Annotated in this window: 17 protein-coding genes and 1 other RNA gene; 10 read left to right on the forward strand and 8 right to left on the reverse strand. The window is 66.7% G+C overall.

The features are described from left to right. Positions 1 to 186: 186 nt before the first annotated feature. The 4 genes from BSF38_RS18720 to BSF38_RS18735 form a co-directional block, all read right to left on the reverse strand. On the reverse strand, positions 187 to 1,155 hold the full coding sequence (locus BSF38_RS18720; protein ID WP_145952223.1) for a hypothetical protein: 969 nt from the start codon (positions 1,153 to 1,155) through the stop codon (positions 187 to 189). Between the two features lie 284 nt (positions 1,156 to 1,439). Then, a complete protein-coding gene (locus BSF38_RS18725; RefSeq protein WP_237170927.1) occupies positions 1,440 to 2,360 on the reverse strand; it encodes a type VI secretion system domain-containing protein in 921 nt (306 codons plus the stop codon). A 17-nt stretch (positions 2,361 to 2,377) separates the two neighbouring features. Continuing rightward, complete coding sequence (gene tssA / locus BSF38_RS18730; protein WP_083713077.1) at positions 2,378 to 3,364, reverse strand: type VI secretion system protein TssA; 987 nt, start codon at positions 3,362 to 3,364, stop codon at positions 2,378 to 2,380. A gap of 609 nt (positions 3,365 to 3,973) precedes the next feature. After that, positions 3,974 to 6,289, reverse strand: coding sequence for a hypothetical protein (locus BSF38_RS18735; RefSeq protein ID WP_076348145.1), 2,316 nt, complete (start codon positions 6,287 to 6,289; stop codon positions 3,974 to 3,976). A gap of 263 nt (positions 6,290 to 6,552) precedes the next feature. Between BSF38_RS18735 and rbsD the strand changes: the two genes are divergently transcribed. Continuing rightward, positions 6,553 to 6,948 (forward strand): D-ribose pyranase, encoded by a 396-nt coding sequence (gene rbsD / locus BSF38_RS18740; RefSeq protein WP_076348147.1) that lies wholly within the window; start codon positions 6,553 to 6,555, stop codon positions 6,946 to 6,948. Between the two features lie 332 nt (positions 6,949 to 7,280). Here rbsD and rnpB read toward each other — a convergent pair. After that, an RNA gene (gene rnpB, locus BSF38_RS18745) (RNase P RNA component class A) lies at positions 7,281 to 7,769 on the reverse strand. A gap of 303 nt (positions 7,770 to 8,072) precedes the next feature. Between rnpB and BSF38_RS18750 the strand changes: the two genes are divergently transcribed. Both BSF38_RS18750 and BSF38_RS18755 read left to right on the forward strand, forming a co-directional pair. Next, a complete protein-coding gene (locus tag BSF38_RS18750; protein WP_076348149.1) occupies positions 8,073 to 8,579 on the forward strand; it encodes an aminoacyl-tRNA deacylase in 507 nt (168 codons plus the stop codon). A 535-nt stretch (positions 8,580 to 9,114) separates the two neighbouring features. Continuing rightward, entirely contained in the window at positions 9,115 to 9,471 is a 357-nt protein-coding gene (locus tag BSF38_RS18755; protein ID WP_076348174.1) for a hypothetical protein, read from the forward strand. On the opposite strand, the gene BSF38_RS18760 is transcribed toward BSF38_RS18755, so the two are convergent. Further along, positions 9,415 to 10,260: an IS5 family transposase gene (locus BSF38_RS18760; protein ID WP_076344890.1), complete on the reverse strand. Its 846-nt coding sequence runs from the start codon at positions 10,258 to 10,260 to the stop codon at positions 9,415 to 9,417. The two genes, BSF38_RS18755 and BSF38_RS18760, sit on opposite strands and share 57 nt — an antisense overlap. 337 nt (positions 10,261 to 10,597) lie before the next feature. Between BSF38_RS18760 and BSF38_RS18765 the strand changes: the two genes are divergently transcribed. Further along, entirely contained in the window at positions 10,598 to 10,912 is a 315-nt protein-coding gene (locus BSF38_RS18765; protein ID WP_076348176.1) for a GxxExxY protein, read from the forward strand. Positions 10,913 to 10,979: 67 nt separating this feature from the next. On the opposite strand, the gene pruA is transcribed toward BSF38_RS18765, so the two are convergent. Then, on the reverse strand, positions 10,980 to 14,066 hold the full coding sequence (pruA, locus tag BSF38_RS18770) for an L-glutamate gamma-semialdehyde dehydrogenase (RefSeq protein WP_083713946.1): 3,087 nt from the start codon (positions 14,064 to 14,066) through the stop codon (positions 10,980 to 10,982). A 159-nt stretch (positions 14,067 to 14,225) separates the two neighbouring features. Between pruA and BSF38_RS18775 the strand changes: the two genes are divergently transcribed. The 6 genes from BSF38_RS18775 (at position 14,226) to BSF38_RS18800 (ending at position 21,527) form a co-directional block, all read left to right on the forward strand. After that, complete coding sequence (locus BSF38_RS18775; protein WP_076348178.1) at positions 14,226 to 14,666, forward strand: ComEA family DNA-binding protein; 441 nt, start codon at positions 14,226 to 14,228, stop codon at positions 14,664 to 14,666. 282 nt (positions 14,667 to 14,948) lie between these two features. After that, positions 14,949 to 17,009, forward strand: a complete 2,061-nt coding sequence (gene uvrB, locus BSF38_RS18780; RefSeq protein WP_076348180.1) for an excinuclease ABC subunit UvrB — start codon at positions 14,949 to 14,951, stop codon at positions 17,007 to 17,009. 164 nt (positions 17,010 to 17,173) lie between these two features. Further along, positions 17,174 to 18,358 (forward strand): sugar ABC transporter substrate-binding protein, encoded by a 1,185-nt coding sequence (locus tag BSF38_RS18785; protein ID WP_076348182.1) that lies wholly within the window; start codon positions 17,174 to 17,176, stop codon positions 18,356 to 18,358. Between the two features lie 34 nt (positions 18,359 to 18,392). After that, positions 18,393 to 19,292: a carboxylating nicotinate-nucleotide diphosphorylase gene (nadC, locus tag BSF38_RS18790; RefSeq protein ID WP_076348184.1), complete on the forward strand. Its 900-nt coding sequence runs from the start codon at positions 18,393 to 18,395 to the stop codon at positions 19,290 to 19,292. Then, the gene (locus tag BSF38_RS18795) at positions 19,289 to 20,362 is read left to right on the forward strand and encodes a biotin--[acetyl-CoA-carboxylase] ligase (protein WP_076348186.1); all 1,074 of its coding nucleotides are present in this window, start codon (positions 19,289 to 19,291) and stop codon (positions 20,360 to 20,362) included. Before nadC ends, BSF38_RS18795 begins: the two co-directional genes overlap by 4 nt. A gap of 490 nt (positions 20,363 to 20,852) precedes the next feature. Continuing rightward, on the forward strand, positions 20,853 to 21,527 hold the full coding sequence (locus tag BSF38_RS18800; RefSeq protein WP_076351117.1) for a tetratricopeptide repeat protein: 675 nt from the start codon (positions 20,853 to 20,855) through the stop codon (positions 21,525 to 21,527). Here BSF38_RS18800 and BSF38_RS18805 read toward each other — a convergent pair whose 3' ends face one another. Then, positions 21,528 to 22,934, reverse strand: coding sequence for a cobyrinic acid a,c-diamide synthase (locus BSF38_RS18805; RefSeq protein WP_076348188.1), 1,407 nt, complete (start codon positions 22,932 to 22,934; stop codon positions 21,528 to 21,530). Between the last annotated feature and the right edge of the window lie 170 nt (positions 22,935 to 23,104).

The raw sequence follows: 23,104 nt of genomic DNA on the forward strand, positions 1-23,104 counted from the left end.
AACTCGACGGCCGCCAACAGAATACGCGGCCCGATCACGCGAATTACGATGTGGAGGAACGGCGGCGGCGTCGCACCTCTTCACACGCTCGAAGCTGATCTCGATCTACCGCGTCGGAAAACGAAAACGGCGTCCCGGATCGGATTCCGGGACGCCGCGAAGTCTCGATTCGGCGCGAGCTGACGTCTAGTGAGCGCCGCCGGGGGTCGCAAAGATCCGAGGAGGCGGGATCTTGATTTTGACGGGGGCGGCGACGGCCGACGCCTGGATGAGCTTATCGTCGTTCCGGGCGACGGGGGGAGTCGGAACGCTGTTCCAGGCCGCGCCCGGAGGAATGGTGACCGACGGAGTCGCGGGCGGAGAGGTCGAGGGCTTTTCAGGCTTGGCCTCGGCACCTTCTCGCTGAGTCTCGGTTCCCTGGTTGGTCGAGCGTTCCGTCGTGGTCTCCGCTCCAGTGGACGTGGCGGCGACCGGTGCGTCCGGGGTCAGCTTGACGTACTGCGGGCACGTCATGTTGTTGGCGATCTCGTCGAGCTGGCGGAAGGACATCACACCGTTGAAGAAGACCATTCCATAGAGCGGGCCGGAGATCGAGGAACCCGGCGTCGGCGGGGGACAGCCTGGAGGCAGACCGCCGTTGGGGAGGCCCTTCGGATCCATGCCGATCGGGTTGCCGCCGCCCATGGGCGTCATGCCGACGTAGCGCCAGCCCTTGAGATACTTCTTGGTCCCCGTGCTGTCGAAGACCGACTCGTAGTAACCGATCGGGATATTGGTCGCGGCGACGACGTATTCGGGCAGCTTCATCGGATCGCCGGCGGGCGGCGGCGGGGGCGGCGCCGCTTCCTCGGGCTTCTCCGGCGGCGGAGCGGGGCCGCCGACCGCGACCAGGTTCCAGCCGTCCTTGAGCTGAACCTGGGGCGGCTTCTTACCCTGAGGATGGATCGAATACTCTTCGGAGTAGTCCGGGAGATATTCCAGCTTGAGTTTGACCATGCGACCGGTCGCATCGGCCGGCGTCACCAACAGGTAAGGCTTCGGCCGCCAGTATCGAATACCGGTGTCGGAAACGGAGGGATTTTTGATCACGGCGACGCTCGAGCATCCTGTGAGCAGCCCCGCGAATAAGCAGATCATTACTGCCTTGGGAGTCATGATTGACCGGCTCCTTCCATCGCGTCCATGCTTACGGTTATTCACCACGAGGGCGCCGACACGCTCGGGCGAGCGGGTTGCCCCGATCTCGTCACTCATGCGGAACCGTAGCTTGAAGCCTCGATGCCTCCGGCAAAGGAATCCCGCATCCCGCGAAATTCCTTGAGGCCGTCAAGCTACTTGATTCTTTGATGTCCGTGTTATCGGTTGGGCGGGATTCGCAGGTTCTTCGATTTTTTGCGCTTTATCCGAATTTTCGCTTTATGCCGCCTGGGCGGGGAAAATTAATTTCCTTCCATCTGGAGCGCAAGGCCGATGTCGAGTTGGCAGAGCCGGTCGTAAATCACGCTTGCACGCGTGTCATCGCGGCCGCGCAAGCATTGATAGAGGTTCGAGAAAACGCGAGCGCAGAGGGGAGTGTCTTCCCATTGATCCAGATGAAGCTCATCGACGCGCTGGGCGAGGCCCTCAAGGATGGGAAGCGCCAGCGCACTGCGATTCAGCGCGATGCAGAGTTCGGCTTGTTGCAGCGCGCGGATGAACCGCTCCCGACCGCTCCCTGCCTGGCGCGCGGCCTTGGCCATGATCGAGAGCGCCTCCGAGAGGTTGCCGGCGTGAAGAAGCGCCTGGGCCTCGTCCCAAGGATCGCGGTGGGCCGGGACGGCGGACGCCTGCCCGATCGCGTCGCCGGCGGGGACTGGAGCCGGTGCGGAGGATTCCTGAAGCCTGGCGAGCCCGACGGCGGAAGTCTTCTCAGGTTTGTCGAGGAGATCCTCCGCTTGCAGCCAGGCGCGGGTGCCGCCCGAGGCGGTCGGAGTTCCGTCTCTCAATTCCGCGTCGGGCCACGCGGGATACGCTTGAAGAAAGGCCTTTAGGAGCGCCTTGCAGGCTCGCGCGGGGTTGTCGTATCCGAGGGCGGTGAGCGCGTTGCAGGCGTACCAATGGAGGTCGAGCCATCCGCGCCCCTCGGCCCGGCCCATCGCGCGCTCGGCTTCATCGAGGCATGACGCCCAGTGATCCTCGTCATCGGCCCGGGCGGCCTGGACGAGCTTCTCGCGGACCTCGCTCGAGGGGGGCGTGAGTTGCGAGGAATCGATCTCGCCGGCGTTCGCGAAGGCACCCCCCATCGCGAGCGCCCTGAGGACGAGGTATGACGTGGGATCGGCGATGTCAGCTTGCCGGAGGAAATGGGCGGCATCGGCGATCTGCTCGCGCGCGTCGTCTACGGAGTCGAGCTCTCCCCCCGCTGGACGTCGTCGAGCCGGCTTTCGAGGCGCGGGCGCCGACGTTTCGGCGGGCTCCGAACTCCAGTCGGCCTGGGACTCGTCGGACGCCTCGACCTCGTGTTCTTCGGAGGTTTCCGAATCGCCCCACCCGTCATCGGTCTCCGTGGGCGGGGGGGCGGCGGCTCCGCGGCCGGCTTTTTCGCCAGCAGTTGGCCGACGAGCTTCTTCACCTCGGTGAGCGCGATAAAGATCCGATTGAGTTGAGGCGCCTGCTGTTTCGCCGGCCATCGCGCTTTGATGACTGCGTTGATTTGATCGACGACGGCCAGGCATTCCTCGATCAGCGCGAAGAGGTCGACGTAGAACGGACGGTCGGTCGCCCGGAACGCCTCGTCGAACTTCTCTCCTCGGAGCCGGCCTTCAAGGTGGATGGCCTGCTGGTCCTCGTCACTGGACATGCGTTTGGAAAGGTTGTCCGCTTTCCGCGACTCTTCGTACTTCAGGCAGGAGTAGCTGAGCTCCGGCGAGCCCGGGATGTACGTGACGGGCGCGTTTTTCACCAGCAGCGGAATCAGTCGCTCGTGGTCGAGGAAATCGTAGACTCCCTCGCGAAATTCGAGGTCGCCGCGGGCGGGATGGATTTCCTCCCAGAAAGCCTCCTGAAGCGCCCCCACCAACTTGAGCCCGTCTCGAATCCCGACGAGCCCATGCTGGTGAGCCAGCGCCTCGGCCACCCAGGCGGCGATTTGAAGGTCCTTGGTCTTCTCGCGGAGCAGCTCGGTTCCAAGCTTAAGGATCGCGTTCCAGTCCGCGGTCTTTCGCTGCCGCTTCCAGACGTCGACCTCCCCAGCGTCCTCGTCCGCCCGCCGCGATTCTTCAAGCTCCGCGTAAGCGTCTTCCCAGCGCAGGTAATCGCCGACGGGATCGTCCGGCGAGATCGGGCTGAGGAATTCATCGAGTTCCAACACGGCTGGCTGAGACATGGCGGCTCCCCGGCGAACGCGACGTCAGAGCGGATGCGGCTTGGTTTGATATCGGGCGGCGAGCGCCATGAGCCATTCAGGGGAAAACCGCGCTAATAGCCCTGGGGAGACGCGCCGAACCACTGTCCCGACGGCGCCGGGCCGTAATACTGGGGCGCGGGGGCGACGCAATTTCCCTGGGGAAGCGAGCAATTGCCGTACGGGAACGGGCAATATCCCTGGGGAAAATAACAGGCGCAGGGGTTTGACGATCCCTGAGCAGAGGCTTGAGGCGTACTCACGATCGGTCGTTGAAGGAGAGGCGTGGGAGGGGCGATCGGCCGGGGGGTGAAGGGGCTCCCCTGATAAAGAACGCGTGGCGACTGAGGGGCGCCAAAGACGGTCTGCGGCGTGGCCTTCGTCGGCAAGACGCTCTGAGCCTGGCTGGCTGAGCCGGCAAGGCTTGACACGACGAAGCATGTGCAGGCGATACCCAAATGGACGTGGCGTCGAAACACGGTTCCGCACATGCGAGGTCGCCGCATGCGCCTCCGGAGTGGCATGGCCATTGGAAGTCACACAACGGCGGCTGTTTCCGTTCCGCAAACAATCCGCCGGCGCAAGTATACCCTATCGTTTCGAAGCCTCCTCGACGCGCTTCAGTTCGGCGGCCAGCAAGGATATTTGTGCGGATGACGGATCGCGGGCCGTCAGCCGGCTCAGGGCGTCGGCGAGGCGACGCCGGTAGGGTTCCAGCCGGCGCGGGGGATCGGCGACCGCTCCGAATCGCTCCGTGAAATGGGAAGGGAATTCCGAGCCCGGCGGCCAGGGCCGGAGGATCTGGTCGGTCCAGAAGTCGAGGGCGTTGGCGAAGTCGTCGACCCGGGTGAAGTCGGCGAACCGGTTCATGACCGTCGTCTCGATGGCGCGCCAGACGCGCGACGAGCGGTCCTGGGGGGCGATCCGGAGCAGCCACTGGAGCAGCGGCCACGACGCGCCGGCGGTCGTCGACTGGTCGATCATCAGCTCGTCGAGGATCGACCGTCGGCCCGGATCGAGGCGGTCGCGATCGATCGCGACGAGGAATTCCCGGAGGTCGACGACGGCCGGCGCAAAGCTCGGCGGCGAGGCGGTCGGGGACTCGTCGTGCGACGGGCCGCGAAAGGAGAGCAGGGCGGCGTCGAGGCACCAGTCGAGCGTTTCCGCCGGGCCCGCGTCAGTCGCGGGGCGGTCTTCGCGGTCTTCCTCCCGCCCGATGATCGCGACCGGCGGGGCCGACTGGCCGGCGCCGATTTCGCTCCAGTGTTCGGGGCTCATCCGCACCGGCCTGTACAGCGACGGCGAGGGATGGACGCGGAACAGCGGATCGCCCAGGTAGACGAGCCGCCAGGGGAGGCCGAACCGTTCGTACGGCCCTTCCCGAAGCGCCGCGCCCAGCGGAACCTGGGCCACGATCAACTGCGCGAGCAGGCGAGGGGTCCGGAACGCCGGCAAGTAGGGCTCGTACATCGAGCCGAAGTAGATATAGGCTCCGTGGTCGAGGAATCGGCCGGCGATCGTCGAGGGGTCGTCGGGAAGGGCCGCCGAGAAGCTGTGGATCATCGACACGACCGCCGGCCCGCCGAACGGGACGTCGGACGGTCGGCCTGGGCCTCGGCGGATCGCGAACCGTTTTGGCTCGCCGGACGAATTGATCATGAGCAGGCCGAAGCGGTCGACCGGCTGAAAGACGTGATGCCAGCTCGCCAGGTCGGAGCCGTCGCCGGATCGCGCGACGACCGCGCCGCGTTCGGGTCGGATCACGCCGAAGGTCGTCGCGGCGGAGGTCATCTCGTACTCCTCCCAGGGGCGACCGCCGCCGTAGGTGTCCCAGAAGAGGGCGGTTTCCGGCTGTAAGAACAGGGAGCACATCGCGCGGTAGACGCTGGCCGGTGGATCGCCCAGGATTCGGCCGGTGTAGGCCCACCGCAGCAGCGCCTTGTCCGAATCGTAGGGGCCGGGAGCCAGCACGCGGCCGATCAGGTCGTCGACGGCGCGCTCGCCGCGTACGGAGTCCGGCCCGGAGTCGACCCGGTAGCGGTACGGCCAGTCTCCGGCCAGGGTGAGGAAATCGAGGTCGTCGCCGAGCCGTTCGTGGGAGGCCGCCAGGGGGACGATTCGCGACTGGACTTTGCGCGCGAACTCGACCGCCTGGTCTTCGGTGGGCGCGTCGGTGAAGCCAAGGGTCTTGGGGCCGTTCTGGGCGTTTCGCAGCCCCCCCTCGACGGTCATCGGCTCGACGCGCAGGAGCGGCTGAAATCGGCCCGCGGCCAGGGCCACGGCGGCGGCCAGCATGGGGCTCTCGGGATGGCTCAAAACGGCCCCCGGGGGAGTCAGCCCGGCCTGCCTCGGGAAGGCGCCGGCGGGTGGAAGCTTGGCGTCCCCCGGGGCTTCGTGCACCCACCCTCGACTGACGGCTGTCAGGGCGTCTTGCCAGCGGTCGTAAGCGGCGTTGCCCGGCGATCGGTTCGCGGTCGGCGACGTCGGCTGGCAGCGGACGATTCGGGCGGGCCGGAACGCCCGGAGGAACGGCAGCGTCCACTGGGGGTCGTCGATCAGGATCGGAAAGAAGTGCCGCTCGTCCCAGCCGGCGACGGTCGCGAGGAAAGTCGGGACGTCGGGGACGAGGCAGACCTGGTCGACGACCATCCGCTCGGGCCCTTGGAACCGCCGCCACCGGATCGAGGCCTCGCGGAGATACGCCAGCCGGGGGTCGTCGAGGTCCTGGACGGCCGCGCCCGATCGGACGATGTTGGGATCGAGGGGAGGGTCGGGCGCCTTGGCGCCGACGACCGCGGTCTCCGAGGCCGTCTGACGGCCGTCGCACGAGGCCGCCGCCAGCGCGCAGAAGACGCCAAGGGCCAGGGTTGGCAGGGATCGACCGTCGGCCGCCGAGTTCGTTCGCATCGCGGTTCGTCTCGTCGTCCAGGGAAGCTTATTTAAGGTTCGGCCCGGCTGTCGGCGCCCCGGCGATGCGCCTCTTCGGGTGGAGCCCACCTTCTTCAACCGTTATACTTAGGGAGTCGAGGGCGCTGAAACCCCTCCTTTTCGGACGGTTGTGCCGACGGCACGCCAGGCCGGGCGCGTCGATCCTTTTCGGGAACCGGCCACCGGCTTCGTCTCCGCAACAGAATGACCTGATCGGACCCGACTTGCGAAAGGGGCGCGCCATGAAAAAGGGCGGTATTCTCAATCCGGCGATTTGCTCGCTGCTGGCCGAACTGGGGCACACCGACGAGCTGCTGATCGTCGACGCCGCGTACCCGCTGCCGAGTGACGGCCACGTCATCGACCTGACCCTGACCCCCGGCATCCCCCGGCTCCTGGACGTCGTGCGCGCCGTCGCCGAAGAACTCGTCATCGAGGCGATCGCCGTCCCCGCCGAGATCAAGGAGCACAGTCCGAGGCTCTACCACGAGATCATGAAGATCCTCGGCGACATCGACGTCGACGAGATCCCGTTCCACGAGTTCAAGGAACAATCGCTCGACGTCAAGGGAATCATCCGGACGGCCGAGTTCAGCCCCTACGCGAACATCCGCATCCTCGCCGGCAGCGCATTCTGATCGGGGCGGGGCGTCGAACAACGAGATGCAAAAAACGGGGGGCGCAAGCCCCTCGTTTGCGTTCTGCTCTGCTTTGCTCTGCTCTGAAAATAGCCTTGGGACGAACCAGCGCATGCCCGAGTACAAGCCCGAAGCGCCAGCGAGTGCATTTCCGGTCGGCCGTTCGGGTCCATGCACTCGCTGGCGCTTCGGGCTTGTACTCGGACCCGGCCGACCGCGAGTCCATTTTCATGAGGCCGGGTGTCTCCACGGCGTCATGACGGTTTGTCTTTGACCCAAGGGGAACGCCCGGCGGGGCGTCCCCGATGAAGTGAATCAGCATGGAACAGAGGATTCGTGGCGGGCTGCGTAAGCCGGATTCTGTCAAGAACGGTTGAGACGGCGAACCGTTTCATCCGGTCTCGGATGATCATTTCTCTGGGACGCCGGTCTCCCGACGCCTCAAGCGACCTACCCGGGAGTCGATAACGGACCGGGCCGATCCGTGCGGGGCGTTGAGAGCGGCTGAGAAACCGGTCGCCCGATTTCCTGGTTCCGCGCTGCAATCCCCGCTGCTCCCCTATTTGGTCTTGCTCCCGGTGGGGTTTGCCGAGCCAGACCGGTCACCCGGCCTGCTGGTGAGCTCTTACCTCACCGTTTCACCCTTACCTCGGCTCCGAAACGGAACGGACAAGCCGCTCCGCACCGTCGTCGAGGCGGTTTACTTTCTGTGGCACTTTCCCTATCCGGGACGTAAACGCCCCGAACGGTGGGCGTTACCCACCACCGCACCCTTTGGAGTCCGGACTTTCCTCCGAGGCACGACCTTCAGAACAGGCAACAGGCTAGAAGCCTCTCCCGAGCGCCCCGGCGATCATCGCGCCCGCCACGAGTCCATCTGCCTTCCATGATAGAGAGTCACCCCTCCATACCCAAGACGAATTCCAGGCGAAGAGGTTCGGAATATTCGCCGCGATGATTCCCCGGCACACCGCCGAGGCCCCGCGCAAGGGGTCCGGACGCTTGGACTGAGAGTTTGCGGGTTATAGCGATTGCGGCGATCTCGGAAACCTTACGTTTTGGTCCTCGGGGGTCTTGCAGCGTCTATATTTCCAGTGGCGATTCATCCTCTGGAGGCGACACCGATGTATCTCGTGGACTATCTGCGCAGTCATCGCGTTTGGTTCAAGACCCTGCTGCATCCCCCCGCCTCCTCGGCGGCGAAGCTGGCGAGGAGCCTGCACGTGCCGGGTCGGGCCGTGGCCAAGACGGTGCTGGTCAAGGCCGGCGGCGACTACGTGCTGACCGTCCTGCCCGCCACCTCGCGGATCGACATGAACCGCCTGGCCGCCGCGTTGCGGCAAGAACCGGGCGCGGTCCGGCTGGCGACCGCCGAGGAAGTCACGCGGTTCTTCCCGAACTGCGAGCCGGGGGCGATCCCGCCGTTCGGACGGCTGTACGGAATCGCCACGGTCCTCGACGCCGGCCTCGCCGACCAGTTCGAGATCGTCTTCGGCGCGAACACCCGCCACGAGGGCGTGCGGATGCGGTTCGCCGACTACGAGGCCGTCGAGGCCCCGCTTCGAGCGAGCTTCGCCGACCCGATCGCCGTCCGCTCGGCCCCTTCCGACCGTCGTCGCCGCGCGGGTTAAGGGCTGCCCACGAACAACATCCAACCCCGAATCGTGATCTGGCCCAGATCCAGCAGCATGTGATATTCGAAGAAGCTCACCACGGAGGTCTCGGGGGACGCGGAGGGGACGATGGGAGGGATAGAGGATGCTTCATGAAGAGATTATGCGGAGCAATAATCAATGCGGCGATGAAGGTCCACTCCGTATTGGGACCAGGCCTACTGGAAAGTGCTGAGAGACTCGGACAAAATCTCTGGAAACTCAGGGGAAGTGCCCGTTGCACGGGGTTTTGTCCGAGCCTCTAAGCTCGACTTTTGCAGTTTTTCCTAAGTGTAGCCACAGAAATGACTTACGGGGTAATTGGTCAAGAAGGCACTAAATCCATGACTCGTTTGCACGCAATGGCTTAAGGAATCAAGAAATGCCGAATAGTCAATATCTAGCCCAAGACTGCACAAGTCGAGCTAAGTCCCCTCCGGCGATTGCCCGATTTACTTTTATTACGCAAACGCCAGAGTGTGAACGTCCACGCGGTGGTTTACTGGAGAGGCGAATGGACCTGCCTGACCTCCGGCTCGACTTCTATGGAACGACTATCGACGAGGTCAGGTTCGGCCCTCGAAGAGAGCTGAATCTTTCATTCCTGGACATGGCTGGGAATCCCCACTCGTGGGTGAGGCTCGGTGGGATCGTCAACTTCGACGAGGTCAGGGAAATCTTCGCGGCGCTCACTTTCGATAGCCTCCATTTCCTGCGATATAGCCGGACTGAGACGTCGAAGCCCGGCAAGCTGATCTTCGAAATGGAGTTCGACAGGTGGGGAGAACGCTGCGTGATCCGTTGCTCTAAGAGGCTATCCCGTAATGATGTCCTGGTTTTTATGGTACTTGAACGGGATCGCCGGCCTTGAGCGATCGGGCTTCAAGAACTTGAGCATGCGATGAATAGAGCTGATGCGGATCATCGACTCGCTGCTCTCGGCGTGGTGCTCGTAATTCCGACTGTGTCGCCGATGCCGCCCCAGCCAGGCGAACGTCCGCTCCACCACCCAGCGCCTCGGCAGCTTCACAAACCCTTGGCTTCCCGGCGGCCGCTCCACGACCTCGATCCTGTACCCGGCCGAGGCCTCCGCCAGCCATCCGTCGAGGTGGTGGTTGCGATACTTGCCGTCGCCCCAGACCAACGCCAACCGGCTTCGATGCTCGGCCGTCAGCCGCCCCAGCACCTGGGGGGCGTGCGTCCCGTCGTCGGCGGACGCCGCCGAGACCGCCACGACCAGCAGCAACCCCAGCGTATCCACGATGATATGTCGTTTCACGCCGGTCAGCTTCTTGCCGCCGTCGTAGCCCCGTTCGCCCCCTGTCTCGGTCCCCTTGACCGTCTGGCTGTCGATGCTCCCGGCGCTTGGGGACGGCTCCCGCCCGGCCGTCGTGCGGACCTGGCGGCGCAGGGCGTCCAGGATGAGTTGCCATGTGCCGTCGTCCCGCCACTGGGCGAAGTGGTTGTAGACGGTGCTCTTGGCCGGCAGGTCGTGCGGCAGCATATCCCACTGGCACCCCGAGCGGTTGAGGTAGAGGATGGCATTGAGCACCTCCCGCATGTCGTTGGTCCGGGGCCGTCCGACCTGGGGAATGGGGATCAAGGGCTCGACGATCGCCCACTGTTCGTCGGTCAGGTCGGACGGGTAGGGCTTACGCATCGAACGGTGCTCCTGCGGCGATGAATCCTGCGAACCTCCTGGGAGGACAAGAGTTTACGATCTTCTAGAATTACGGGATAGCCTCTAAGCTCGAGGTCAAAGAGGTCAAAGTCGATGATTAGTCGATACAGAGCAACCTTAGCTTTGTAGATGACATCGACTTCCTCATTGCAAACGGCCATCGGCGTCGGGCGGCACCGATCGGTCGGAAGAACCGGTGCCGCCCCGAGGTTCTCGGCGCTTTGGACCGCGGGCTGTCTGTGGTGCGTAGCAAGGGGCTCGAACAAAACCAAATCCAAGCACTGAGGCGACCACCGCAAACCCCTGGGTTTCCGAGGTGTCTCCCTGGGGTTTTGTCCGAGCCTGTTATGAAGCGTGCATCGCTTACGAACTGTGGACACGGGGTTTGAACGTCGAGACGCAGGTCGCGCTGCCGCTGGTCTATGAAGCCGTCCGAATCGATGCCGGATATCGGATCGACATGATGGTTGCCGGTGTGCTCATTGTTGAAATCAAGGCGGTGAGCGAGATTACGCCGATTCACAAGGCTCAACTTCTCTCGTACCTGAGGCTGAGCGGGCTGAGGGTTGGCTTGCTTCTCAACTTCAACGTCGTTCGGCTGCGAGACGGCCTCACCCGCATGGTCAATTGAGTTGTTTTCCCTCCAGGTTCTCCGCGTCCTCCGTAGTGATTCGTCCCATCGTCGTAAGGCGGACCAGTCAGCCCCCCTCGGCGGCCGTGGCGAGGTCTTCGTCGGGGGCAAAGCCCCGGCGCATGGTGTTCTCGGTGACGCAGCGGGTCAGGAGGAATTCGAGCAGGTACTCGGAGCCGCCGGCCTTCGATCCCATGCCCGAGAGCTTGAAGCCGCCGAACGGCTGACGGTCGACGAGCGCCCCGGTGATCGTCCGATTGATATACAGGTTGCCGACCCGGAAGTCGCGGCGGACGCGGTCGATGCTCACCGGGCTCCGCGAGTAAACGCCGCCGGTCAGGGCGTACGGAGCGCCGTTGGCGATCGCCAGGGCCTCCGTTAGATCTTTCGCCTTGATGACGGCGAGCAGCGGGCCGAAGATTTCTTCCTGGGCGATGCGGGAGTCGGGCCGGACGTCGGCGACGATCATCGGGCCGACGAACCAGCCGCGATCGACCAGTTCGGAGACGTCGGAATCGAGCGCCACGCGGCCCTCGGCGGCGGCGAGCCGGCGATATTCGAGGATGCGTTTGCGGGCGTCGGCGTCGATCACCGGGCCGACGAACGTCTCGGGCTCGGCCGCCGTGCCGACGACGACGGCCTTGCCGGCCTCGACCAGCCGGGCGAGGAAGGCGTCGTAGATCCCCTCCAGCACGATCACCCGCGAGCAGGCCGAGCACTTCTGGCCGGCGTAGCCGAAGGCGCTCTCGATCACGCCGACGACCGCCTCGTCGAGGTCGGCGTCCTCGTCGACGAGGATCGCGTTTTTGCCCCCCATCTCGGCGATCACTCGCTTGACGTGCGACTGCCCAGCCGGGGTCTCGGCCGCCTGGCGGTTGATCAGCAGGCCGACGTCGCGCGAGCCGGTGAACGAGATCAAATCGACGTCGCGGTGATGCACCAGCGCCTGGCCGACCTCCTCGCCTCTGCCGGGGAGATAATGGAGCACGCCGTCGGGGACGCCCGCTTCGCGGAGGATCTCGACGAGTTTCCAGGCGATCACCGACGACTGCTCGGCCGGCTTGAGGATCACCGTGTTCCCCGCGACCAGCGGGGCGACGGTCATGCCGCAGGGGATCGCCAGCGGGAAGTTCCAGGGGGGAATCACCACCGCCACGCCGCGCGCGATGTGCTCGCAGGCGTTGGTCTCGCCGGGTACGTCGCGGCGACGCGGCTCGGCCAGGCGGATCATCTCGCGGGCGTAGAACTCGCAGAAGTCGATCGCCTCGGCGACGTCGCCGACGGCCTCGCGCCACGGCTTGCCGCACTCGTAAACCTCCCAGGCCGCCAGCTCGAACCGTCGCTCGCGGAGGATCGCCGCGGCGCGGACGATCACCCCGGCGCGCTCGGCGGCCGGCTTGCCCGCCCAGTCGGCCGATGCGGCCAGGGCCGACGCCACGGCGGCCTCGGCGTGTTCGGCGCCGGCCGACGCCGTCCGTCCCACGATCCGCGAGGTCCGGCTGGGATCGAGCGATTCGATCACCCGGCCGGGCGTCTCGACGGCCTCGCCGTTGATGAGCAGCGGATAGGACTTGCCCAGCTCGCGGTCGACCTTGCGAAGCGCCTCGGCCATCGCCTCGCGGTTCTCGGCCCGGGCGAAGTCGGCGGTAGGCTGGTTGCGGAACGGCGGCAGGGCGTCGAGGGCAGCGGCCGGCGCGGGCGCCTGGGGGCGAGGTTTTCGGGAACGCAACAGCATGGCGCCGGTCTCCTCGGGGTTGCGAAGGAGGTCGTCGATGGGGACGCTCGACGAGCCGCTGGCCTTGAGAAACGATTCGTTCGAAGTGTTTTCGAGCAGCCGGCGCACCAGGTACGCCATCCCCGGCAGCATCGCGCCGTAGGGGGTGTAAACCCGGACGCGGGCCCCGCGCGCGACGAGCGCGTCCTGGATCGCGTCGCCCATGCCGTAGAGCGTTTGCAGCTCGTAGCCGTCGTGCGGAACGCCGAACGCCTCGGCGGCGGCGATCGCATGGGCGAGGCTCCGCAGGTTGTGGCTGGCGATCGCGGGCCGAAGCTCGGCCCGGTGCTCCATCAGGTAGTTCGTGCAGCGCTCGAAGTTCGCGTCGCTCTGCCACTTGTTGAGGTAGACGGGCTCGGGCCAGCCGAGCCGCCGAGCGGTGAGGACTTCATAGTCCCAGTACGCTCCCTTGACGAGCCGGATCGTGATCGGCGCGCCTCGGTGCTCGACCCATTCGCGCAGGCCGCGCAGCTCGGTTTCGGCCTCGGGCTGGTAGGCCTGGACGACGATCCCGACGTCGGACCAGTCGCGAAACGCGGGCTCGGCGAGCACCCGGCGAAACAGGTCGTAGCTGAGCGCCCGGAAGGCGTACTGCTCCATATCGACGTGGACGTACGCGCCGTGGTCGCGGGCCGTCTGGAGGATCGGACGGAGGCGCGCGGCGACGCGTTCGATGGTCTGCTCGGTGTGGATCGGGTCGAAATACGTGGTCAAGCTCGACAGCTTGAGCGACAGGTTGACGCGCGGGATCGGGCCGTCGTGGTCGCGGTCGATCAGCGGATCTTCGGGCACGGCGGCCAGCGGGCCGGCGAGGCCGCGGATCAGGTCGAGGCAGGTCTGCTGGTAGACGTCGGCCTCGGCCTCGCTGATGACGGCTTCGCCCAACAGGTCGGCCGTGAACGCCAGCCGCCGCTTTCGCAGCTTCAGGACCGTCTGGAACGCCTCGTCGGGCGTCGAGCCGGCGATGAATTTGCGCGCCATGACCTCGGCCGCCCCCCGCGCGGCCCGCGCCAGCAAGACTTCGCGCTCGGTGCCCGGCGGCGCGAGGTCGACGGCGGTTTGTAACAGCCAGGGGACGCGGCCGTCGGCTTCATCGAGGTACTCGGTCAGGTGTCGACCCACCGAATCGGGCGTGCGGAGCGCCGGCAGGACGTCGATGAACCGGAACAACTGCGCCCGCACCTGGGGGTCGTCGAGCATCCAGTTCATGAACCGGTCTTCCCACCACCCGCGCCGCCACGGTCGCGAGGCGCGGCCGACTCGCGCGAACAGCTCGCGACCGATCTCCCGCGCCCGCCGTTCGAGCCGTTCGGGGTCGGCCTGCCGCGAGCCCGCCGATTCCGGTTGCAGGCTCGCGATGCTTCGGGACGCCGTCGTCATCAACGAATCCTCCTTCGAATCCGTCTCCCGGTCTTCGCTTCCTCTTTTCATTGTATACCTCTCGCACGCGAGCGGGGCGGGGCTTGCCATCGGACGTGGTGGTCTCGTATCGTCGGAGGGAGCGATGTTGACCCGGGGCCTCAGGCGTAAGTGGTCGCGATGCAAGACGTTTCGGAACGGATGTCGAGTCGGTCGAAGCCGCGGCGGCCCGCGCCGGGCGATGCGTGGCCCTGGACGATCGACGTCCGCAGGCTTCTGGCCTTCGCGACGCTGCTGTCCGGGCTGACGATGCTGGCCGTCGGCCGAGGCGCGCGCTCGGAGTCCGAAGGTGCGGTCCACCTCGCTCCCGAGCTGGTCATCGACCTCAACTCGGCACCGGTCGAGGTGTTCTCGGCGCTTCCCGGAATCGGACCGAAGCTGGCGGCGCAGATCGTCGAGGCCCGCCGAGAAAGCCCGTTCGTCTCGCTCGACGACCTGGACCGGCGGACCCGGGGGATCGGGCCGGCGACCGTCGCCCGGCTGGCGCCTCATCTGCGAATCGAGCCGCCTCAAGAGCCGGTCGCCTCGCGCGTCGCCCGCAGGGGGGCGCGGGTCGATTAAGCGATGCCGGTACAAACCATCCTGACGCCGTGGGGACACCCGGCCTCATGAAAATGGGGATCGCGGTGGGCCGGGTCCGAGTACAAGCCCGAAGCGCCAGCGAGTGCATCTCCGGTCGGCCGTTCAGGTACCATGCACTCGCTGGCGCTTCGGGCTTGTACTCGGAGCGACGATCGGCGTCGGAGTTACGAGGCTGCGTCGGGGGGAAAATTCTCGACGGCGTGGTTATACTTCGAAGTCACCTTCACGACGGGTTACCAGGCGAGACGAGACCAGAATACGATGAGCGAATATCAGCTTGTCAGCCCTTACCAGCCGGCCGGCGATCAGCCCCAGGCGATCGACGAGCTGGTCAAGGGGTTGGCCGACGGGCGCGCCAGCCAGACGCTGATGGGCGTCACGGGCTCGGGCAAGACGTTCACGATGGCCAACGTCATCGCCCAGTACGGCAAGCCCGCCCTGGTGATGTCGCACAACAAGACGCTGGCCGCGCAGCTCTACGCGGAGTTCAAGGAGTTCTTCCCGCACAACGCGGTCCGCTACTTCGTCAGCTATTACGACTACTACCAGCCTGAAGCCTACATCCCTCAGCGCGACATCTACATCGAGAAGGACGCGTCGATTAACGAGGAGATCGAGCGGCTTCGGCTCGCCTCGACGAGCGCCCTGGTGAGTCGGCAAGACGTGATCGTCGTCGCCAGCGTGTCGTGCATCTACGGCTTGGGCTCGCCCGACGACTATCGCAAGATGATGGTCCGTCTGAAGGTCGGCGACCTCGTGGACCGCGATGAATTGCTGCTGAAGTTCGTCGACATCCAGTACGACCGCAACGACGTCTCGTTCGAGCGCGGCAAGTTCCGCGTCCGGGGCGACGTGATCGAGCTCTGGCCGGCGTACGAGGAATTCGGCTTCCGGATCGAGCTGTTCGGCGACGAGGTCGAGCGGCTGGCGACGATCGACGGTCTGACCGGCTCGGTGCTCGAAACCCATCAAGACCTCTACGTGTACCCTGCCAAGCACTTCGTGCTCCCCGAAGAGCGGATTCAGGGGGCCGTCGCGGCGATCGGCAACGAGCTGGAAGAACGGCTGCAAACCCTCAAGGAGCAGGGCAAGCTGCTTGAGGCCCAGCGGCTGGCGGCCCGGACCCGGTACGACATGGAGATGCTCCTGGAAGTCGGCTATTGCTCGGGGATCGAGAACTACTCACGGCACCTCTCGGGACGCAAGGCCGGCGAGACGCCCAACACGCTGCTCGACTTCTTCCCGCCCGACAGCTTGCTGATCCTCGACGAGTCGCACGTCTCGCTGCCGCAGATTCGCGGCATGTTCGCCGGCGACCACAGCCGCAAGCTCACCCTGGTCGAGCACGGCTTCCGCCTCCCCAGCGCGCTGGACAACCGCCCGTTGCGGATCGACGAGTGGGAGAGTAAGCCGGCGCGTCGACTGTTCGTCTCGGCCACGCCCGGCGACTACGAGGTGACGATGTCCGGCGGCGAGGTCGTCGAGCAGGTCATCCGTCCCACCGGCCTGATCGATCCTGTCGTTCGGGTCGAGCCCGCCCGGGGCCAGGTCCCGGCCTTGCTGGAAGAGGCCAAGAAGCGGGCCGCGAAGGGGGAACGCGTGCTCGTCACCACGCTGACCAAGCGGCTGGCCGAAGACCTTACGCGTTACCTCAAGGAGCAGGGGCTGCGTTGCAAGTGGCTGCACTCCGAGCTCGACGCGATCGAGCGGATGACGATCCTCCGCGAGCTTCGTGAAGGGGCGTTCGACGTCCTGGTGGGGGTCAACCTGCTGCGCGAGGGGCTCGACCTTCCCGAAGTCTCGATGGTCTGCATCCTCGACGCCGACAAGGAGGGCTTCCTACGCAGCGAGACCTCGCTGATCCAGACCATCGGCCGGTCGGCCCGGCACGTCAACGCCGAGGTCGTCCTCTACGCCGACAGGATCACCAACTCGATGCAGCGGGCGATGGACGAGACCGAGCGCCGCCGCGTGCTCCAGACGGCGTACAACGCCGAGCACGGGATCACCCCCGAGTCGGTGGTCAAGGCGATCCGTCGCGGGATCGAGGAAGAGATCCAGGCGCGCACCGTCGCCCGCGAGGCCGTGGGCCGCGACGAGGCGACCGACGCGACCGAAGAGTACCTGGACGCCCTCGAAGGCGAGATGCTCGATGCCGCCGAGAAACTCGAATTCGAACGCGCCGCCGCGCTCCGCGACAAGATCCAGCAGCTTCGCGCCGCCCAGGGGGGCGGCTCGGCGCGGCCGGCGCCCAGCCCCCAGGGCCAGAGCGCTAAGGCGAAGGCCAAAGCGAAGGCCCGGGCCGGCAAGAAGCGCGGCTGACGCCGTTCTCGAACCGTTCGCCGATTCGCGCCCGCGATCGTGTCGCCCCTGCGTCGATTTCGAGTAAACTAGCGGCGTTGACCTTGGCCTCTACAACGTAAGAGTCAAGCGCCACGCTCTTATTCTCCATCGATCGTTCGTTCGGCTTCTCGTCGGAGGAATCCATGACCTGCCCCAGCTTCGATCAGAGTGATCCCCATCATCGGCCGCGCGCCGAGCGAGGCGCATCCCGGCTTCAGGGCCGGCTGCTGATCCTGGCGATGAGTCTTCTCGCGGCGGGCTGCGATACGTTCACGTTCAATCCGCCGCGCCCTCCCGAGCTGACGAAGAAGGCGGCGACGCCCCGAACATCGACCGGGATCTCCGCGACCTCGTCGTCGGCCAAGGTCATCGAGGTGGTCCTCACGCCTCGGATCGAGTCGGACGTCGAGACGCTCAGAACCTCCGCGAAGCTTCAGGCGGGCATGGACACGACCAGGGTCCAGGTGACGGCCCCGCCGGAAGGGGCGCCCGCTTCGGAACAGGCCGAACTCGTCCGCAAGGCGATCACCCGCAAGCCGCCGGTCATTGTGATCGAAGTCCCGAACGCACCCGACGCGACACTGATCGCCGCCGCCGCCGAAGCCCAGAAGGCCGGCGTCGCGGTCGTGACCATCGGCCGTCGGCTGACCGTTTCGCAGGCGCCGGCATCCGAATCGGCGTCCGCCGTCGGGCCGCCGATGATCTTGGTCGCGCACGAAGAACTCAAGCCGTCGGCCGCGGCCCTCGTCGCCGACGCGATGCGAGCCGCCAAGAATGGTAAGATCGCGACCGACGCCGGGGCCGTGATCCTCGTCGACCCCACCGTCGACGCCCTCTTCCAGGACCGCGTCAATGCGCTTCGCGACGCCCTCAAGGCGGCCGGGGTCAAGAAGATCGAGGAGCTGCCGTTCGCCAAGACGATCAAGGACGGCGAGACGAAGCTGGTCGAGTACCTCAAGGCCCACCCCGAAACGACGCTGGTCTTCGCCGTCGACGCCGGCGGAATGCTGGCCGCCGACGATGCGACCGGCGTCCTGAAGACGGACCATCGGTTCGTCATCGCCGGCTATTCCTCCAACGAGTCCGCTCGCAGCCAGGTCATGATGGGCGAATACGCGGCGCTCGGCGTCTTCGGCGTCGACAGGCTGCTCCGCCGAGCCGTCAACGTCGCCGCCGGGATTCTCAAGGGAAGCAAGATTCCGGAACGGGTCGAGATCGAGATTCCGATCCTGGAGTCGAGCGAGACGGCGGGCCCTCCGCGGATGAAGGTCCTTCCTCCCGACAAGCCGATGATGCTGCAAAAAGGCGGCGCTTCCACGGAAAACTAGACGCCGTGCGCCGGCGGGAAGGACGCGAACCGCGATGACCGAGACACGACGCCCGTTCGGCGATCCCGAACGGAGGAACGCCGAGACGCTGATCGGGTTGGCGCTCGCGGAGGACTTGAACGACGCGGGCGACATCACCACCACCACGGTCATCCCCCCCCGCGCCCGGGGCTCGGCCCGGCTGATCGCCCGCGCGCCGGGGGTGGTCGCCGGCTTGCCCGTTGTCGGCCTGCTCATCGACCACTTCGAGCTGGGGGAAGGCTGGCGCCCACGGCGCGTCGACGGCGACCGCGTCGAGGCCGGCGAAGTCCTGGGCGAGCTTTCCGGCTCGTTTCGGTCGATCCTGGTGCTTGAACGCACGGCCCTCAACTTCCTGCAACGGCTCTGCGGCGTGGCCTCGCTGACGGCTCGGTTCGTCGCCGAGGTGGAGGGGACCGCCGCCGGCGTCTTCGACACGAGGAAGACGACCCCCGGCTGGCGGGCGCTCGAGAAGTACGCGGTCCGCTGCGGCGGCGGCCGCAACCACCGGATCGGGCTTTACGACGCCGTGCTCATCAAGGACAACCACCTGGGCTGGTTGCAGGCCGACGGAGTCGCCGACCCGATTGCGAAGGCGATCGCCGACGCCCGCGCCGGCTCGCCGCCGGGCACGGTCGTCGAGGTCGAGGTCGACACGCTCGATCAGCTCGACGTTGCGTTGCGCTGCCGGCCCGATATTGTGCTCGTCGACAACCTCGGGCCTGACGCGCTGCGGGAAGCGGTCCGCCGCCGCGATCAGTCGGCCCCGGGCGTCGAGCTGGAAGCGTCGGGCGGCGTGACCCTGGCGACGATCGCCGCGCTGGCGCGCACGGGCATCGATCGGATCAGCGTCGGCGCCCTGACCCATTCAGCCGTCGCGCTCGACGTCGCGCTGGATATCGACCCCGCGACATGAACGCGCATTCCCACGAATCCGCGCCCGCGATCCTCAACATCCCGCTGCTCGACCGGCTGCGGAGTGTCTCGGGCTTCGTCGCGACGGCCGATCTCGCCGAATCCAATGATCGCGAGCGGCTCGCCGCCGACCTCGACGCGCTCGAGGCGTTCGGCTTCCGGATCGAGCGGCATCCGTACCTGGGCGCGGCCTATCGCGGGCCTTCGCCCCGGCTCTGCCCCGACCAGATCGAGCACGAGCTGGGCACGAGGCGGATCGGCCGCCGGATCGCCGTCTGGAACCGGCTGGGCAGCACCAGCGACGCCGCGGCTCGTGGCGCCGGCGCGGCGGCCAACGACGGCCTCGTCATTCTGGCGGAAGAACAGACCACCGGTCGCGGCCAGCGCGGACGGAGCTGGAGCGCGCCGCCGCGGTCGTGCATCCTGATGTCGGTCTTGCTGTTCCCTCCCTCCGAGCTGTCGCCAATCGGCCGCGAATCGGCCGGCGGCACCGCCTGGCTGACCGCGCTGGGCGCGGTGGCGACCGCCGGGCTTGTCGCCGAATGGACCGGATGCGACGCGCGGATCAAGTGGCCCAACGACGTCCGCGTCGACGGCCGCAAGGTCGCCGGCATTCTCGTCGAGCGCGTGATCCGTCCCCGCGACGACTCCCCCGCGTCCGCGTCCGAGCCCGAGACCGCGGTCGTCGTCGGCGTCGGCCTGAACGTCAACCTCGGCGTCGACGACCTCGCCCCCGAGCTGCGCGGCAAGGCCACGTCGCTGCGGATCTTGAGCGGCGGCGGCTCGTTCGATCGCTCGGAGCTGGTCCGCGACCTGATCCGCCGGCTCGACCGCTGGTACGACGAGGGCGTCCGCGACGGTCCGTCGAGCCTGAACGCCGCCTGGCGCGGCCTGAGCGAACACCTGGGCCGGCGGGTCCGGGTCACAACCCCGCTCCAGACCCTCGCCGGCCGGTTGGTCGACCTCGACTTCCAGTGCGGTCTGACGATTGATCCGAGCGACGAGACCAGGAGCCAAGGCGGCAGCCTGGTGCATATACCGATCAGCTCGGTCGTGGCTCTCGAAGGATGACGGCGCGGCCGCCTCGCACCCGTTGAAAACCGACCGCGAAACGGGTTATGTTTTTCTTGGACGCGGCCGGCGGGCGGTGGTAGACTTTGCGGTTGAGTTCACGCCTGCCCTTGTCGCCCGGCTCCCCTCGCGGAGGGCCTGGCACGCCGGATTGAAGCCTGATCAGAACGGCCTCGGCCGTTCACGCGACACGCCTGAACGAATTCCAACCCCTGACGATTCAACGGCGCATCGGCACCAACGGGAAACGGCGGCCGAATCGCCGGATGCGTTGAGTTTTGGAAACGCCGCATTGAGCAGGAGTCGAGACATGGCCGACGCCAGCGTCGGGACGCCCTGTCGTCGGGGCCGGCGAACTCCGATCTTCGGTTCCTTGGTCCTGATTCTCTCGGGAGCGGTCACCGGCGCGTCGCCGCCGCTCCTCGTCTTCGATCCAGGCGGCGGCGCGGCCTTGGACGATTCGTCGCGTCAATCGGTGGGAGCCGCGGGCATGTTGGAGCCACACACGGGTTCATTGCTGATCGATTACTACGAGACGTTCCTCCGCGACCGCGACCTCGGAGAGTTTCGCGAGCGCGTCCTGGCCCGCTACACCGAGGAGACGCTCTGCCGGGTGCTGGCGTCGTCGCCCCACGCCAACGCCCGTCGCGGAGCCGTGCTCGCGCTGGGCGTCATGGGCACATTCGACGGCTGCAACTCCACCCTCGGCCGGGCCATGCGCGACGACGATTCGGTGGTCCGCACGATGGCCGAACGCGCCCTCTGGGTCATCTGGTTCCGGGCCGACAGCCCCGAGAACAACCAGACGCTTGAAGAAGTCCGTCTGCTGGCCGCGACCGGTCGATCCGATGAGGCGATCGACCTGGCCTCCAAGCTGATCGCCCGCGCCCCCCGGCTCGCCGAAGCCTATAACCAGCGGGCCATCGCCTACTTCAAGCTCGGCCGCTACGCCGAGAGCGCCGAGGATTGCCAGCGCGTCCTGGCCGTCAATCCCTACCACATCGGGGCACTGGGCGGCCTTGCGCAGTGCCAGCTTCAGCTCGAACAGCCGCGCGAGGCCCTCAAGACGCTCCGCCGCTCGCTGAAGCTTCAACCCCACAGCCAGGCGCTCAGCGACAACATCCGCGCATTGGAAGCCGGGCTCGAGTCCGACGGCTCGCGCTGACTAATCCTGGTCGTCCTCGTCGCCGACTTCCTGATCCTGAGACAGGCCGACCGTCGAGGGCCGTTTCAGCGAGGGGCGGTGCGGCCCCGCGAACGCCGCGACGACCTCGGGCAGCGCGCCCAGGTGCAGGTGGATCAGGCTGCCGACCGCGTGGTGACGGAAGTACAGATCGTCGTCGCGCGACAGCGAGCCGAAACACGACGGACACTCGAACGGCTGGACGCTCGGCCGCAAGTTCCATCGGCCGCTCTTGTAACCGCGAACCTGCGCGCCGCGCGGCCCGATCCAGCAGTCGCGCAGCAGGGTCCGCACGACCGGAGTGGGGGCCGTGGGATTGGCGACCAGCTCGGCGTCGAAGGGAAGGATTCCCGCTCCTGGAACGGTCTGACCGTCGATGATCATCGACCGGCCCAGGTAGGCCGTGCCTCCCCCTTCGGTGTAGATCCGCTGGCCGCGGCAGACGTGCTGGCGGAGCGCCGCGATCATGCTGAAGTTGGCCGCCAGCTCCATGGCGTGCAGGTCCGGGAAGCCGCAGCCGATCATGACCAGGTCGACGCCGTCGGGCAGGGCGCCGTCGCGCATCGGCGAGAACTCGACCAGCTCGGCCCCGAGCGATTCGAGCGCTTCGAGGGTGTCGGGGAAATAGCAGCCGAAGGCGTCGTCGTGGGCGTAGGCCACGCGGAAGCCCGGCGGACCGGCCTCGCGGCCGCAGCCGCCCGGTTGTTGGGGACGATTCAGGTCGACCCGGCTGGTCGCCAGGGCGGCGAAGGCTTTCAGGTCGGCGTGGCGGAGGAAGCTCGACCCCAGGGCGTCGATCACGTCTTCGGCGAGGCGGGTTTCGCCCCGCGCGGCGGCTTCCACGGCCGATCGAGCCCCCGGCAAGAGGTCGACGGCCCCCACGACCGGCAGGCCGCAGGTCAGCCGGATCAGGCGGCGGTACCGCTCGATCTGGTCGTCGGAGGACAGGCCGTCGAGGATCACCGCCTCGGTCCCTTCCGGGATGCGAGGAAGATGGCACGCGCCGGGGTCGGCACCGACGAGCGAGAGCACCGAGACGATCGGCAGGTCGAGAATCCGGGTCAGGCCGCGGAGATCGCCGCCGCACAACGACGGAACCAGGGACGCGTCGAGCGTCCCCTCGACCAATCCGAGGCTGGCCGCGCGGGCGCCGGCGACGAACAGCGAACGGCACACGTTCGGCGGCATCAGCCACGTGTCGAGGTGCCGTTCCGGCAGTCCGGTCGCGTCGGCCACCACTTCGGTCGTCGTCGGGCAGGCTCGGGAGCGGAAGTGCTGAATCCGCCACCGCCGCGCCGTCAGGCCGGCGAGCACGGCCAGGCCGGCCGTCGAGGGCTCCGGCCCGGTCGCGGGGGTTGCCAGGGCGATTCGGGGGACAGCCGTCATCATCAATGTAGCGATCCACCAGGCCGAGCCGAGCGACCCGTCGCTCGATCACTTCGGTATTCTACGCGGGCTCGACGGATTTTTCCGCCATGACGGCGGATTCCTGCCAGAGCAAACCCGATCGAACGTCTGACCGTCGCCCCAGGAAGGGTTTCTGGAACGACGCGAACTAC

This window comes from Paludisphaera borealis, assembly GCF_001956985.1.
Classification (GTDB): domain Bacteria; phylum Planctomycetota; class Planctomycetia; order Isosphaerales; family Isosphaeraceae; genus Paludisphaera; species Paludisphaera borealis.

Excerpts from the sequence above, each read along its gene's own strand:
- BSF38_RS18720 (WP_145952223.1), bottom strand. The coding sequence starts at position 1,155 with ATGACTCCCAAGGCAGTAATGATCTGCTTATTCGCGGGGCTGCTCACA.
- tssA (WP_083713077.1), bottom strand. The coding sequence starts at position 3,364 with ATGTCTCAGCCAGCCGTGTTGGAACTCGATGAATTCCTCAGCCCGATC.
- BSF38_RS18735 (WP_076348145.1), bottom strand. The coding sequence starts at position 6,289 with ATGCGAACGAACTCGGCGGCCGACGGTCGATCCCTGCCAACCCTGGCC.
- rbsD (WP_076348147.1), top strand. The coding sequence starts at position 6,553 with ATGAAAAAGGGCGGTATTCTCAATCCGGCGATTTGCTCGCTGCTGGCC.
- BSF38_RS18750 (WP_076348149.1), top strand. The coding sequence starts at position 8,073 with ATGTATCTCGTGGACTATCTGCGCAGTCATCGCGTTTGGTTCAAGACC.
- BSF38_RS18755 (WP_076348174.1), top strand. The coding sequence starts at position 9,115 with ATGGACCTGCCTGACCTCCGGCTCGACTTCTATGGAACGACTATCGAC.
- BSF38_RS18760 (WP_076344890.1), bottom strand. The coding sequence starts at position 10,260 with ATGCGTAAGCCCTACCCGTCCGACCTGACCGACGAACAGTGGGCGATC.
- pruA (WP_083713946.1), bottom strand. The coding sequence starts at position 14,066 with ATGACGACGGCGTCCCGAAGCATCGCGAGCCTGCAACCGGAATCGGCG.
- BSF38_RS18775 (WP_076348178.1), top strand. The coding sequence starts at position 14,226 with ATGCAAGACGTTTCGGAACGGATGTCGAGTCGGTCGAAGCCGCGGCGG.
- uvrB (WP_076348180.1), top strand. The coding sequence starts at position 14,949 with ATGAGCGAATATCAGCTTGTCAGCCCTTACCAGCCGGCCGGCGATCAG.
- BSF38_RS18785 (WP_076348182.1), top strand. The coding sequence starts at position 17,174 with ATGACCTGCCCCAGCTTCGATCAGAGTGATCCCCATCATCGGCCGCGC.
- nadC (WP_076348184.1), top strand. The coding sequence starts at position 18,393 with ATGACCGAGACACGACGCCCGTTCGGCGATCCCGAACGGAGGAACGCC.
- BSF38_RS18795 (WP_076348186.1), top strand. The coding sequence starts at position 19,289 with ATGAACGCGCATTCCCACGAATCCGCGCCCGCGATCCTCAACATCCCG.
- BSF38_RS18800 (WP_076351117.1), top strand. The coding sequence starts at position 20,853 with ATGTTGGAGCCACACACGGGTTCATTGCTGATCGATTACTACGAGACG.
- BSF38_RS18805 (WP_076348188.1), bottom strand. The coding sequence starts at position 22,934 with ATGATGACGGCTGTCCCCCGAATCGCCCTGGCAACCCCCGCGACCGGG.